Origin of the sequence: Comamonas sediminis (assembly GCF_041107495.1) — a bacterium.
GTDB classification, from domain to species: Bacteria; Pseudomonadota; Gammaproteobacteria; order Burkholderiales; family Burkholderiaceae_C; genus Comamonas; species Comamonas sediminis.
Map to the genome: position 1 here is coordinate 354,756 of NZ_JBGBDC010000005.1, position 13,995 is coordinate 368,750.

General features: G+C 64.1%; 12 protein-coding genes. 6 read left to right on the plus strand and 6 right to left on the minus strand.

Annotated features, from left to right (window positions below; genetic code table 11):
• Positions 1-233 precede the first annotated feature (233 nt).
• Both AB7A72_RS13700 and AB7A72_RS13705 read right to left on the minus strand, forming a co-directional pair.
• Positions 234-968 (minus strand): 16S rRNA (uracil(1498)-N(3))-methyltransferase, encoded by a 735-nt coding sequence (locus AB7A72_RS13700; RefSeq protein WP_369460300.1) that lies wholly within the window; start codon positions 966-968, stop codon positions 234-236.
• Between the two features lie 53 nt (positions 969-1,021).
• Entirely contained in the window at positions 1,022-2,167 is a 1,146-nt protein-coding gene (locus AB7A72_RS13705; RefSeq protein WP_369460301.1) for an aminoglycoside phosphotransferase family protein, read from the minus strand.
• Positions 2,168-2,290: 123 nt separating this feature from the next.
• Here AB7A72_RS13705 and AB7A72_RS13710 point away from each other — a divergent pair, with 123 nt between their 5' ends.
• The 3 genes from AB7A72_RS13710 to rsmA all read left to right on the plus strand — a co-directional run bounded on the left by AB7A72_RS13710 (position 2,291) and on the right by rsmA (position 7,079).
• The gene (locus AB7A72_RS13710; protein ID WP_369460302.1) at positions 2,291-4,756 is read left to right on the plus strand and encodes an LPS-assembly protein LptD; all 2,466 of its coding nucleotides are present in this window, start codon (positions 2,291-2,293) and stop codon (positions 4,754-4,756) included.
• Between the two features lie 14 nt (positions 4,757-4,770).
• A complete protein-coding gene (locus tag AB7A72_RS13715) occupies positions 4,771-6,180 on the plus strand; it encodes a peptidylprolyl isomerase (protein WP_239810000.1) in 1,410 nt (469 codons plus the stop codon).
• A 119-nt stretch (positions 6,181-6,299) separates the two neighbouring features.
• A complete protein-coding gene (gene rsmA, locus AB7A72_RS13720; RefSeq protein ID WP_239810001.1) occupies positions 6,300-7,079 on the plus strand; it encodes a 16S rRNA (adenine(1518)-N(6)/adenine(1519)-N(6))-dimethyltransferase RsmA in 780 nt (259 codons plus the stop codon).
• 75 nt (positions 7,080-7,154) lie between these two features.
• Here rsmA and AB7A72_RS13725 read toward each other — a convergent pair whose 3' ends face one another.
• The 3 genes from AB7A72_RS13725 to AB7A72_RS13735 form a co-directional block, all read right to left on the minus strand.
• On the minus strand, positions 7,155-7,580 hold the full coding sequence (locus AB7A72_RS13725; RefSeq protein ID WP_027010748.1) for a barstar family protein: 426 nt from the start codon (positions 7,578-7,580) through the stop codon (positions 7,155-7,157).
• A 134-nt stretch (positions 7,581-7,714) separates the two neighbouring features.
• Positions 7,715-8,125, minus strand: a complete 411-nt coding sequence (locus AB7A72_RS13730; protein WP_239810002.1) for a ribonuclease — start codon at positions 8,123-8,125, stop codon at positions 7,715-7,717.
• A gap of 326 nt (positions 8,126-8,451) precedes the next feature.
• Complete coding sequence (locus tag AB7A72_RS13735; RefSeq protein WP_239810003.1) at positions 8,452-10,764, minus strand: NADP-dependent malic enzyme; 2,313 nt, start codon at positions 10,762-10,764, stop codon at positions 8,452-8,454.
• Positions 10,765-11,085: 321 nt separating this feature from the next.
• Between AB7A72_RS13735 and AB7A72_RS13740 the strand changes: the two genes are divergently transcribed.
• The 3 genes from AB7A72_RS13740 (at position 11,086) to AB7A72_RS13750 (ending at position 12,777) form a co-directional block, all read left to right on the plus strand.
• On the plus strand, positions 11,086-11,718 hold the full coding sequence (locus AB7A72_RS13740) for a hypothetical protein (RefSeq protein WP_312834892.1): 633 nt from the start codon (positions 11,086-11,088) through the stop codon (positions 11,716-11,718).
• An 80-nt stretch (positions 11,719-11,798) separates the two neighbouring features.
• Entirely contained in the window at positions 11,799-12,170 is a 372-nt protein-coding gene (locus AB7A72_RS13745) for a hypothetical protein (protein WP_239810005.1), read from the plus strand.
• 73 nt (positions 12,171-12,243) lie between these two features.
• Positions 12,244-12,777 carry an ureidoglycolate lyase gene (locus tag AB7A72_RS13750; RefSeq protein ID WP_369460303.1) on the plus strand — a complete coding sequence of 178 codons (534 nt, stop codon included), beginning with the start codon at positions 12,244-12,246 and terminating at the stop codon, positions 12,775-12,777.
• A 16-nt stretch (positions 12,778-12,793) separates the two neighbouring features.
• Here AB7A72_RS13750 and AB7A72_RS13755 read toward each other — a convergent pair whose 3' ends face one another.
• Positions 12,794-13,981 (minus strand): amidase, encoded by a 1,188-nt coding sequence (locus AB7A72_RS13755; RefSeq protein WP_369460304.1) that lies wholly within the window; start codon positions 13,979-13,981, stop codon positions 12,794-12,796.
• Positions 13,982-13,995 lie beyond the last annotated feature (14 nt).

The window sequence follows — 13,995 nt, forward strand, 5'->3', positions numbered from 1 at the left end:
AAATACCTAGCGCAAACCCTAGGTCGGAATTGAATGGAGAATTCAATTCCCATTTAATGGGAATTTGAAATGTAAAAAGCCCCAGCATGGTGCGGCGCTGGACGCGCAGGCGAACGCGACCGCTGTCGTGCAGGGCGGTGGACTGTGGGAACGGGGGAGTGGGTGGCAGCGCTGTGGCAGGGCCGCCGTTCGATCAGCGCTTGATCAGCACCTGGCCAGCGCCCAGACTGCGGTCAAAGGGCCGCCAGATAACCCAAAGCCGCCAGCGGTGCCGTCTCGGCGCGCAGCACGCGTGGGCCCAGGGTGACGGGCGCAAAGCCGTTGCCGCGCGCCAGCGCTTCTTCGGCGGGCGACAGGCCACCTTCCGGGCCGGACAGAAAGACAAGGGGCTGGCTGCCCGTTTGCTGCACCGCCTGGGCCAGCGGCTGCGTGCCCTCGGCCAGCGACAGCACCAGGCGCTGCGCACCGGCCAGGCTCCCGGCCTTGATCCATTGCGCCAGGTCCACCGGCGCATGGATGCGCGGCACCTGGTTGCGGCCACATTGCTCGCAGGCGCTGGCGGCAATCGCCTGCCAGCGCTCCTGGCGCTTGGTGGCGCGGTCGCCCTTGAGGCGGGTGACCGAGCGCTCGGCCTCCAGCGGCGTGATGCTGGCCACGCCCAGCTCGGTCGCCTTCTCCACCAGCCATTCCATGCGCTCGCCAGCGGTAATGCCGGCGAGCAGGTGCACGGCACGGGCCGCTTCGCGCTCGATGGCCGTGTGGCCCTCTATCTGCACGGTCACATGGCTGCGGCCCATTTGCACGATGCTGGCGTCGTACTCGCCCGCCGGGCTGCCCGCCTCGCCGTTGAACAAGGTGATGTGCTCGCCGGGCTGCATGCGAAACACCTGCACATGGCGCGCAGCCTCGGGTGGCAGATCCAGGGTGGCGCCGGCGCGCAGCTCAACGGGGCAATAAAAACGGGGCATGGGGATCAGTCAAAGTGGACGGATGTCAGGGGCGAGTAGGTCAGGTCAGAGGCTCAGCCCCGGCCCATCATCCAGCCGCCTTGCTCCTCGATGCCTTCAATCTCATGGACCAGGCGCATCAGCGGCACCAGCTCGCGGTAGCGCGAGGCCGTCGCGCGGATGTAGTGGAGAAAGCGGGGCGCATCGGCCAGGTAGCGCGGCTTGCCGTCGCGCAGGGTCAGGCGGGCAAAGATGCCGGCGACCTTGAGGTGGCGCTGGATGCCCATCCATTCCACCGCGCGGTAGAAGTCCCCAAAATCCGCGCCAAAGCCCGACGGGCTGCCAGCGCCCAGCAGGCCCGCCTTGCGCGCCTTTTCCCAGTAGCGGATCGTGATGTCCACCACAAAATCCTCTTCCCAGCTGATGAAGGCATCGCGCATCAGGCTGGCGATGTCATAGGTGATGGGGCCGTAGAGGGCATCCTGGAAATCCAGCACGCCCAGCGGCGCGCCAGCGGTGGGCGGCACCATCAGGTTGCGCATCATGAAGTCGCGGTGCACGAACACCCGAGGCACCGACAGGTTCTGGGCAACGATCGCGTCAAAGGCGTTGTTGAGCACCGCCTGCTGCTTGTCGCTCAGCTGCACCTGGCGGTGCTGGGCGATGTACCAATCGGGGAACAGCTGCAGCTCGCGGCGCAGAATGGCCTCGTCATAGACCGGCAGCACGCCTTCACGCGATGCCTTCTGCCAGTCCACCAGAATATCCACCGCCTGCATGTACCACTGGTAGGCGGCCTGGGAATCGGGCGGCTGCAGCTTCTCGATCACCGTCTGCGTGCCCAGATCGGACAGCAGCATGAAACCATGGGCGGCATCCCAGTCCAGCACCTCGGGGGCGTTGAGCCCTGCCTGGGCCAGCAAGGCCTGCACCTTCACAAAAGGTTCGCTGTTCTCCTTGTCCGGCGGCGCATCCATGATGATGCGCGTGCCACCCTGCAGGTCGTCCACCCGCAGATAACGGCGAAAGCTCGCATCCGCCGATGCCAGGCGAACGCTCTCGGCCCGCAGACCATGGCTGGCCGATACCGCAGCAAGCCACTGGCCAAACTGTGTGGCGCGGGCAGCGTCTGCCCAAACCACCGGGGTAACGCCCTGTAAAGATTGCACGGTGCTGTCAGGCTGGGGTGCTACAGAAGGTGCAGCAATAGGGTCAGACATGGGGGAAATAGATTGGCTCATGGATAATGCAGATTCTACAAAGCCCTGCCGCCCGGCTGGGGCCCAGATCCCGATCCGTGTGCATGTATGCACCGCAGATGCACAGGCCAGTGGCTATTTCCCATGGATATTCACGCTTTCACCGATGTGGCGCCAGCCTCGCCCCGCCCTGCTGGCGCCGCCGCAGGGCTGCGCGCGCGCGCAGGCAAGCCCCCATCGCCCCGCACCTTGTCCCTCTCCGCACCCCGCTTTTCTCCGACCGCCATTGCCGGCTTGTGCATGGCCATGCTCTGGGCCTCGCCGGCGCTGGTTCTGGCCCAGACGTCCGCTGACAGCGATGACGCCGGCCTGGTGCTGCGCGCCAGCCCGCGCCTGCAGGAGAACCTGAGCTCCGAGCAGCGCGGCAAGATGCCGGTCTACCTCGAAGGCGATGAACTCACCGGTCAGACGGCGGACATGACCACCGTCACCGGCAATGCCAGCCTGCGCCGCGCCGACACGATGATCCGCGCCGACCGTCTGCGCTTTTACGAGCCCAGCAATACCGCCTATGCCGATGGCAATGTGCACATCAACCGTGCAGGCAGTGTGTTTGACGGCACCGAGCTGCAGATGCAGCTCGATTCCAACGAAGGCTTCTTCAAGGACGCCAACTACCGCCTGCTGCCCAACAACGGCTATGGCGTGGCCTCGCGTGTGGATTTCATCGACCGCGAACGCTCGGTCGTGCATGAAGGCACCTATACCACCTGCCAGCGCAACGATGAAGCCAGCTGGCAGCCGGACTGGATCATCCGTGCTGAAAAAATCAGCATCGACAACCTCGAAGAAGTCGGTGTCGCCGAGAACGGCGTGCTCGAATTCAAGGGCGTGCCGATCATCCCCATCCCGAAGATGAGCTTTCCCCTGTCGGAAAAGCGCAAATCGGGCCTGCTGCCGCCGACGATGTCGCTCGACAGCGACAGCGGCTTCACCTACGCCCAGCCCTATTACTGGAACATCGCCCCCAACCGCGACGCGACGATCACGCCGACGGCGATGGTCAAACGCGGCCTGGCGCTGGGCGGCGAGTTCCGCTACCTCGAACCCACCTACTACGGCACGCTGGCGGGCCTGTACATGCCCGGCGACCGCCTGCGCGACCGCGACCGCTGGTCCTGGCTGTGGCAGCACATCGGCAGCATCGACACGCCGATCGGCGGCGTGGGCCTGAACATCAACGCCAAACGCGTCAGCGACTCCGACTACTGGCGCGACTTCCAGGGCAACAGCTACAAGCTCAACGAGCGCCTGCTCAACAGCGAAGCGTCGGCCAGCTGGTCGCGTGACGACCACAGCCTGCTGCTGCGTGCACAAAAGTGGCAGACCTTGCAGGACCCGCTCTCGCCGATCGTGCCGCCGTATGACCGCATGCCCCAGCTGCAGTACCGCTACACGCCGCAAAACCTGCCGCTGGGTCTGGAAGGCTCGATCGAGGCCGATGCCACGCGCTTCCGTGCCGACACCAGCCTGCTCAACCAGCCCAATGCCGACCGGGGCTACGTGCAGGCCGAGCTGAGCCGCCCCTTCATTGCGCCGCAGGGCTACATCACGCCCAAGCTGATGCTCAACACCCGGCACTACAACTTTGACAACTCGGGCCTGGCCACCGTCAGCAGCGCCAGCATCACGGTGCCCACGGTGAGCCTGGACAGCGGCCTGACCTTTGAGCGCAGCACGCGGCTGTTTGGCCGCAACCTGATCCAGACGCTGGAGCCGCGCGCCTTCTACACCTACACGCCCTACCGCGATCAGAGCATGATCCCGGTCTACGACACGGCGCCCTACGATTTCAGCTTTGCGACCATCTTCAGCTCGAACTCGTTCAGCGGCTACGACCGCATTGCCGACAACAACATGCTGACCGTCGGCGCCACCACGCGTTTCCTCGATGCCGAAACCGGCACCGAGGCGGCGCGCTTTGGCATCGCCCAGCGCCTGCGCTTCTCGGACCAGCGCGTGGTCATGCCCAATGCCAGCCCGGTCAACGAGCGCTGGTCGGACATCATGCTGGGCGCCGGCATCAACTGGACGCCCAAATGGGGTTTCGACACCACGGTGCAGTTCAATCCCGACAGCGGCCGCTCGGTGCGATCGACGATGCAGGCGCGCTACAAGCCAGGCGACTACAAGACCTTGGCGCTGGCCTACCGCTACCAGGCACAGAACAGCGAGCAGATGGACCTGGGCTGGCAGTGGCCGGTCGATGAAATCTTTGGCTCCAAGGGCAAAAAAGCCAAGGGTGAAGGCCGCTGGTACACTGTGGGCCGCTTGAACTACAGCATGCGCGACAAGAAACTGGTGGACTCGGTGGTGGGCGTGGAATACGCCGGATGCTGCTGGAGCAGCCGCATCGTGCTCCAGCGTTTGCAGAACTCGCTGGTGCAGTCCAACACCAAGCTGCTGTTCCAGATGGAATTCACTGGCCTGACCAAACTCACGCTGGGCGCTGACCCGCTGGCCAGCATGCGCGAAAACGTGCCCGGCTACCAGTCCCTGCCCAGCGGCAACGGCTCCGCAGTGCCCAGCCGTTTCAGCAATTACGATTGAAGCATTCCCTGACCATGAAACAACGCATTCTCTCTTTGAGCGTGGCCTGCAGCCTGGCCTTGCTGGCTGGTGCCGGCGCGGCACAAGGCATCAAGGCTGGCAGTGACGGCGCATCCGCCGGTATGCGTGCCCCTGGCACCGGCCGGGGCGCGCCCACGGCAGCCGCACCTGCTGCTGCGCAGCGCAATGCCAGTGCGCCCCGCTCGGCGGACTTCATCGTCGCGGTCGTCAATTCCGAGCCGGTCACCAATGTCGAGGTGCAGCAGCAGTTCGAACGCCTGCGCGCCCAGGCCGAGGCCAACAACATGCCGGCCGAAGCCGCTCGCCGCCAGGCACTCGAGATGCTGATCGGCCAGAAGATCCAGCTGCAGATGGCTGCCGAGCGCAACATCACGGTGGACAACTTTGCGGTGCAGCAGGCCGAAGAGTCGGTCGCCCGCCAGAACAGCATGACCATGCCCGAGCTACGCCGCCGCCTGGCCAGCGAAGGTATTCCCGAAGCCCAGTTCCGCTCCGATCTGAAAAAGCAGCTGGTGATCCAGAAGCTGCGCGAGGCCGAAGTCGACTCCAAGGTGCGCGTCAGCGACCTGGAGATCGACCAGTACCTGCGCGAGCAGAAGGCCAAGGCAGGCCTCGCCGGCGCGGCCACCCAGCTCAACCTGGGCCACATCCTGATCACCGTGCCGGAAAATGCCAGCGAAGACCAAGTCAAGCAGCTGCAGGCCAAGGCCCAGCAGGCGGCCGACAAGATCCGCGCAGGCGAAGACTTCAATGCGGCCGTGGCCGAGTTCTCCGATGTGCCCGACGGCAAGGGCGGTGGTGCCATGGGCCTGCGCCCGGCCGACCGCTATCCGGAGCTGTTCGTCAAGGCCACCCAGGCCACGCCACAGGGCGCCATTGCCGGCCCGGTGCGCTCGCCCGCCGGTTTCCACATCCTGAAGGTGCTGGAGAAGACCAGCGGCGAAGTCCCCGCGATCGTCACCCAGAGCCATGCACGCCACATCCTGCTGCGCCCCAGCCCGCAGCTGAGCGAAGCCCAGGCCGTTGAGCGCCTGGAAGACTACCGCCGCCGCGTGCTGGCCCACCAGGACACGTTTGAAGACCTGGCCAAGCGCTATTCCGAAGACGGCAGCGCCAAGGAAGGCGGCGACCTGGGCTGGGCCAGCCCGCGCAAGTTTGTGCCTGAGTTCGAAGAAGCGCTCAACGCCTTGCAGCCCGGCGAGATCAGCCAGCCCATTGCCAGCCGCTTCGGTATTCACCTGATCCAGCTGCTGGAGCGCCGCGAAGCCAAGCTCAACCAGCGCGAGCAGCGTGACATGGTGCGCTCCATCGTGCGTGAGAACAAGCTCGAACAGGCGTTCAACACCTGGGCACAGGAAGCCCGTGCACGCGCCTACGTGGAATACCGCGAGCCGCCCCAGTAACAGCCCGGATGCCCCGGGCGCGATGACCCTGCCCGGCGCTGTGGCGCTGGGGCGGTGTCATCATCCGGCCCTCGGCAAGCCACTTTTAGAGCGGTGCTTTCGCACCGCTTTGTCATTGCATGAAACACATTCCCCGCAAGCGCTTTGGCCAGAACTTCCTGACCGATCGCGCCGTCATCGACGCGATCGTCGACGCCATCAACCCGCTGCCCGGCCAAACGGTGGTGGAGATCGGCCCCGGCCTGATGGCGCTGACCCAGCCGCTGGTCGAGCGCCTGGGCAAGCTCAGCGTCATCGAGCTGGACCGCGACCTGGCCGTGCGGCTGCGCACGCACCCGCAGCTCGACGTGGTCGAGTCCGATGTGCTGAAGGTGGACTTCCGCGCGCTGGCCCAGCGCCTGGGCGTGGCCAAGCTGCGCGTCGCCGGCAACCTGCCCTACAACATCTCCAGCCCCATCCTGTTCCACCTGCTCGAACAGGTCGATGTGGTCGAAGACCAGCACTTCATGCTGCAAAAGGAGGTCATCGACCGCATGGTGGCCGCGCCTGCCACCTCGGACTATGGGCGCCTGACGGTCATGCTGCAGTGGCGTTATGCGATGGAGAACGTACTGTTCGTGCCGCCCGAGAGCTTTGACCCACCCCCCAAGGTCGACAGCGCCGTGGTGCGCATGGTCCCGCGCGCGCAACCCGCCCAGCTGGATGCCAGGCTGCTCGAAGAGCTGGTGCGCGTCGCCTTCAGCCAGCGCCGCAAGATCCTGCGCAACACCCTGGGCAAATGGCTGGAGGACAAAGGCTATGGCGGCAGCTTTGATCTGCAGCGCCGCGCCGAAGAAGTACCGGTCGCCGAATACGAGCAAGCGGCCGCCAGCCTGTCTGCCGCACCCGACGCTGCCTGACCTTGAAGCAGCCCCGCCCCCAAGCAAAACGCCCGGCTTGCGCCGGGCGTTTTTTCTGGGGAATCAGGACGCCGATCAGAGGAAAGAGTAAAAACAGCGAAACGGCACCTTGCGCTCGGCCCAGTACTCGGCCGCATCGCGGAACACATCGAGCAGCTGCTCGCGCGCCTCGCGGTCGAACTTCATCGCAGTGGGGATCTGGTCCAGCACCACGACAAAGCCGGGCTGGGGCCCGCTCTTGTGCAAAGGGTCCGTCAGGCAGTCGAACAGCGCGTCGAAGTTCTTGCCATAGTGCGACGGAAAATAGAACTGCATGCCAATCAACTCGAGCACATCGGCCTTGGACAGCGCATGCGCCAGATTGGCGTACAAGAAGTGCTGCCCCAGGTTCTGGGCTGCGTCGCGCAGGTCTTCCAACCGGTAGGCACGGATGGCCTGCACGATGTTCGGACGCACGAAACGCAGCGATGTATCTTGTACCTGACGAAGTGGAGTGTCCATCTCCGTTGCTCTTTCCATTAGCATTTTTTAAAAACCACACCCCATCCTGGGGCTCATTGGGCATTGTTGACTTAGCACATCACTGAGCGCAAGACATCTCTTGCGGAAAAGCGACATAGGAGGAATCTGACTGGCTAATTCACAATGCGCCGAAAGCTGCTGTAGTGATCCTGGGTGTAGTAGCAAGTATCGGGCATTGTGGCGACCTGACCGCCACAAATGATGCGGCGCGCCCCGCGATCGCGGGAGCCGGGTGTCTTGACCGTGTATTCCCGGTAGTAACCCCGCTTCTGCCTGGGCAGTATGCGTTCACGGTTACCAAATACCGAGCCGTCCTTGTCATAGGGAAAAGGGCCGCCGTCGAGGATCAGCGCATAGGTTTTGCGGCCTTGGGGCGGCAATTCGGCTACGGCTACCACCGGCCCATCGAATGCAGAAGTCCCGCTACCGCGGGCCTGCACGACAGGCGGCAACACCGCCAGGACCGCAGCAAGCACACCAGCCTTCACAGACGAGCGGGCCAGATAACCCCATGCTTTGAGCATCAACAACACCTTTCAGAACCAGGGATTCTCTGCACCACCTGCGCCCAGGGAACGGGCGCGGATCGGAAGGAGACGCAAGACGTCTTTTTGCAGCTCATAGCGAGCTATTGACAAGGAAGACAACGCCGCGAATCGCCCGTGCCCGCAGTCCGGCCATGGCAGGGAGTTTTGCGGAGAATTCCTAGACTCACCGAAAGTTCAGCCGGTCAGTGTGACGGATTGCCCCCCAAAATGCAAGAAGCCTGCCCAAAATTTGAGCAGGCTTCTCAGTATTTAACCGCAGCAAGTGCTGCGGAATCAGCGCAACTTAGGCACAAATAGCAGCATCAACGCGCAAAATTCGCGTCTGCCACCGCAACTGCAGTCATATTGACAATGCGGCGCACCGTCGCGCTCGGGGTCAAAATATGCACCGGCTGGGCAGCGCCCAGCAGAATGGGGCCAATGGCGATATTGCCGCCTGCAGCGGTCTTGAGCAGGTTGTAGCTGATATTGGCCGCATCGATATTGGGCAGCACCAGCAGATTGGCGTTACCGACCAGGGGGCTCTCGGGCATGATGCTGGCGCGCTGCTTCTGGTCAATGGCCACATCACCATGCATTTCGCCATCCACCTCCAGCCACGGAGCCTGGATGCGCAGCAGCTCCAGGGTCTGGCGCATCTTGACGGCGCTGGGCTGGTTGCTGGAGCCAAAGTTCGAGTGCGACAGCAGTGCGGCCTTGGGCTTGATACCAAAGCGCATCATCTCCTCGGCCGCCATGATCGTGATCTCGGCGAGCTGCTCGGCCGTCGGGTCGTAGTTCACATGGGTGTCCACCAGGAAGACCTGGCGCTCGGGCAGCAGCAGGCCGTTCATGCAGGCATAGGTGGCAGTGCCGGCACGCTTGCCGATGACCTGGTCGATGTAGTGCAGGTGGATCGCGGTGTTGTTCCAGGTGCCACAGATCAGGCCATCGACCTCGCCCTTGTGCAGCAGCATGCAGCCGATCAGGGTCAGGCGGCGGCGCATTTCGATCTTGGCGATCGGCACCGTCACGCCCTTGCGCTCGGCCATGCGGTGGTAGGACTGCCAGAAATCACGGTAGCGGTCGTCATGCTCGACGTTCACCACATCGTAGTCCGTGCCTTCCTTCAGGCGCAGGCCAAATTTCTCGATGCGCTGGGCAATGATGGCGGGGCGGCCGATCAAGGTGGGGCGCGCCACGCGCTCGTCCACGACGATCTGGGCCGCACGCAGGATGCGCTCCTCCTCGCCCTCGGCGTAAGCAATGCGCTTCTTCGCCGCCCGCTTGGCCGCCATGAAGATGGGCTTCATCGCCGTGCCGGAGGCGTAGACGAAGGTCTGCAAGTGCTCGCGGTAGGCATCCATGTCCTGGATCGGGCGCTCGGCCACACCGCATTCCGCAGCCGCCTGTGCCACAGCCGGCGCAATCTTCATCATCAGGCGCGGGTCAAACGGCTTGGGGATCAGGTACTCGGGGCCAAACGACAGGTCCTGGCCGGCATAGGCGTTGGCGACCTCTTCGGTCTGCTCGGCCTGGGCCAGGTCGGCGATCGCATGCACCGTGGCGATTTCCATCTCGGTGGTGATCGTCGTCGCGCCGCAATCGAGTGCACCCCGGAAGATATAGGGAAAGCACAGCACGTTGTTGACCTGGTTCGGGTAGTCCGAACGGCCGGTCGCCATGATGATGTCGTCGCGCACGCCCTTGGCGTCTTCCGGCGAGATCTCGGGGTTGGGGTTGGCCAGCGCAAAAATGATGGGGCGCACCGCCATGCGCTGCACCATATCGGGCTTGAGCACACCGCCCGCCGACAGCCCCAGGAACACATCGGCGCCATCGATCACTTGCGACAACGTGCGCTTGTCGGTTTCCTGAGCGAAAAGCTCCTTATCTTCGTCCATCAGCTCGGTACGGCCCTTGTAGACCACGCCGACGATGTCGGTGACCATCACGTTCTCGCGCTTCAGGCCGATCTCCAGCAGCAGGTTCAGGCAGGCCAGCGCCGCAGCGCCCGCGCCGGACGCCACCAGCTTCACGTCCTCGATCTTCTTGCCGGCCACCTTGAGCGCATTGACCATGGCTGCCGCCACAGTGATGGCCGTGCCGTGCTGGTCATCGTGGAAGACCGGGATCTTCATGCGCTTGCGCAGTTCGCGTTCCACATAGAAGCACTCGGGCGCCTTGATGTCTTCCAGGTTCACGGCGCCAAACGTGGGCTCCAGTGCTGCGATCACATCGACCAGCTTCTGGGGGTCTTTTTCGTTGATTTCGATGTCAAAAACATCGACACCGGCAAACTTCTTGAACAGAACGCCCTTGCCTTCCATCACGGGCTTGGAGGCCAGCGCACCGATATCGCCCAGGCCCAGCACCGCTGTGCCATTGGAGATCACCGCGACCAGGTTGCCCCGGCTGGTGTATTTGAAGGCTGCAGCCGGGTCCTTGACGATCTCTTCGCAAGGCGCCGCGACACCGGGCGAATAAGCCAGCGCCAGGTCATGCTGGTTGGCCATCGGCTTGGTGGCGGCAATCGCCACCTTGCCGGGGCGGGGAAACTGGTGGTACTCCAGTGCGGACTGGCGCAGCAGTGCGCGCTTGTCGACAGCAGTGGGGGTTGAATTCTTCTCAGTCATGGCGGTCTCCGGCATCACGCAGCGTTCACTACGAAAAACGGCTGGAACATGCTGCCATCTGCATGCATGTCCCAACAGTATGTCCAAGGGCCCAGATCGATGTCCACACAGCCGACAGCTGTGGATCGTATACAAGGCACGCTCCATTCTAGGCGCAGGCTAAAAATCAAGTATTCCAGTCGCCGACTAGAACTATGAAAAAGATTTATAGCTTTTTCCACCTTATGCATAGTTAGCGCAAACGGTTCCACTGCTGCCAGAAGCGAAGGTCTACAATGGCTCACGTTTGCGCTATATAGGCTCCGCAAGGGCTCATTTGTCATGGATTTAATGCTTCTGGTCGTTCTCATCTTGGGCGTGAGCTTTGTGCTGCGTGCCAAGGCCCAAAAGCAGCGCATCGCCTTGTTGGCCCAATATTTGCGTAATTACGACATTGAAAAGCTGATGGAACGCCTCGTCAGCAGCTATATGCGTGCGCTCGATGAGAAAGACAGCAACCGCCAGCAGCAAATCTGGGAGCTGCAGGCCTCGGTAGAAAACAGCCTGGCCAGCCAGTTCAGCAGCTTTGCCGACACCCTGGCCAAGGCGCCCGAGCCCGCCAACGGCGCCAGCTTCAAGATCAGCACCCAGGCTTTCTACTTTCCGTTCTCGCACCTGCTGGAAAAATGGCAGGGCAACCGCCATTCCTTTGACCTGCGCACCGCCATCCGCCTGCATGCTGACGGCATCGCGCGCGTGGTCGCCAACACGGCCGGCCGCAGCCCCAAGGACCGCGCTTTTACGCTGTTGGCCGAGATGTACCTGATGCAGCACACCTGCCACTGGTACTGCAAATCCAAGGCCGTCGCATCGGCGCGCATGCAGCTGCGCAACCAGACCACCTACGAGCAGGTCATCCAGAGCGTGTCGCCCGAGACCCGCAATGCCTATCTGGCGCTGCTGGGCGAGCGCTGATGTCCGCCATTGGCTGACACCTGGGCGCAGCGCCAGCGGCGACAATCAGCGGATTGACACCACCAACCCAGGGAAAGCCCATGCCAGCCATTCCAACCCGCCTTGCCGCCCTGGCAGCCGTTGTTGCCACCGCCAGCCTGCTCAGCGCCTGTGACGAGCGTCCCGGACCGATGAAGCCCATCTCCGGCACCGTCGCGGCATCGCGCCAGCCCCTGCCCGACAAGCCGCTGTTCAACGCGCCCATTGTGGATACGCACTCGGTGCTGCCCCATGCCAAGGCCGACAAACACGACCCACTGCCCCCGGCTGTGCCGCTGGCCTCGGCCGACGACCCCAAGACCTCCAACGGCGGCACGACGGCTGAAGGCGGCAGCGTGAACCCCTCTGCCGGCATGGGCGCCGTCATCACCGACAGCAAGGGCGCGCAGCACGAAGCGGATGGCAAGCCATAAGGCGCAAGAAGCGGTTCATGGCGGAAGGCCGCCCCCTTGCCAATCAGGCACCGTCCTTGCTAGCTAGCTGTTCATGACCTCAGACACCCACATGCCCGCGCTGATCCTGGAGGCCCGGCCTCTGACAGCGCACAATTTCTCGGCCTTTGGCACCGTCATCGGCCTCGCTGACCCCAGCCTGCCCAGCCAGCCCATCAACCAGGGCAATGCGCTGCGCTATGACCTGCTGCCCGATCTGCAACTGACGGCGCAAGGCGGCTGGCCCATGCTGGCACTGTTCCGTGCGCAGGCGCGGCAGTTTCCGCTCATGGTGACCGAGGTCGAATGCCATGCGCTGGGCAGCCAGAGCTTTGTGCCGCTGGGCACGCAGCGCTTTGTCGTGGTCGTGGCCGCTGCCGGCCCGGCCCCCAAGGCTGCGGATTTGCAGGCCTTTGTGACCGATGGCCGCCAGGGCATCGTGCTGGCACCCGGCACCTGGCACCATGCCCTGCTGGCCGTCGAGGGCGGCGATTTTGCCATCATCGAGCGGCGCGCCGATGCGCTGGACTGCCGCTGTGAAGCAATCAGCGAGCCGCTGCAGGTCCGCCTGCCGGCCGACCTGGCCTAAGAACCTGTTCTAAAGCTCAAGCAGCGGCCGCCGCCAGCTGCTGCGCAATGGCAATCAAGCTGCGGTCCGTGCCTGCCGGGCCCAGCAGCGAGATACCCAAGGGCGCACCATTGCGGCTGGCCAGCGGCAGCGAGATCTGCGGAAAGCCGGACAACCCGGCCAGGCACAGCATCTGCACCGCCTGGTTGCGGTAGGCCTCCAGCGATGCCTCGTCGGCCGTACGCAGCGGCGCAATATCGGGCATGGTCGGCATCACCAGCACGCCATCGCTGCCCAGCACATCGGCCAGATGCTGGCGGAAACGCGTGCGGAACTGCTCGGCCTGCTGCACCTGCGCATCGGTCACTTGGCGCGACCAGTCAAAGCGCTCCTTCACACCCGGGCCCAGCACGGGCGCATAGCGGCTGATGAAGGCGCCATCGGTCATCCAGGCCTCACGGCCCTGGATGTAGCGAAAGCTCCAGTACATCGCATCGAAGGAATCGAGCACGGCCGTGCAGTCCTGCGCGCGGCCCAGCAGCTGCGTGATCTGCTGCAGCGCCCCGTCCCAGGCCGGGCGCACCGCGCTGTCCACCAGACCCCAGACATCGCTGGGCATCAGCAAACGCGGGCGCGCAGGCAACGGCGTGGTGTCGGGCGCCATCAGCACATCGGCCACGCGGGCAAAGGTCAGGGCATCGCGCGCAAACCAGCCGCAGGTGTCCAGGCTGTGGCACAGCGCCAGTGCCGATTCCAGGCTCACCCGGCCATGCGTGGGCCGTATGCCATACAGGCCGCAGTGGCTGGCAGGCGCGCGCACCGAGCCGCCCGTGTCCGTGCCCAGCGCAAAATCGCAGAGCCGGCTGGACACTGCCGAAGCCGAGCCCGACGACGACCCCCCGGTGATGCGCTCGGGCGCGTTGCCGTTGATCGGCGCGCCAAAGTGGGCATTGTTGCCGTTCATCGAGAACGCCAGCTCGTCGGTCACTGTCTTGCCCGCCAGCGCCGCGCCTGCATCGAGCAGCTTCTGCACCGTGGGCGCCGTCTGCGTCTTGATGCCGGACAGGGCCAGCAGCAGCGGGTTGCCGCCACCGGTCGGGTAACCGGCAATGTCGAACAAGTCCTTCACCCCAAAGTACAGGCCGCTGAGCGGGCCGGTGCCCGCATGGCGCACGGGCACATCGGGGTAGGGAACAAAGGCATGGGCAGGGTCGTGCAAGGGCATGGTGGAGTCAGTCC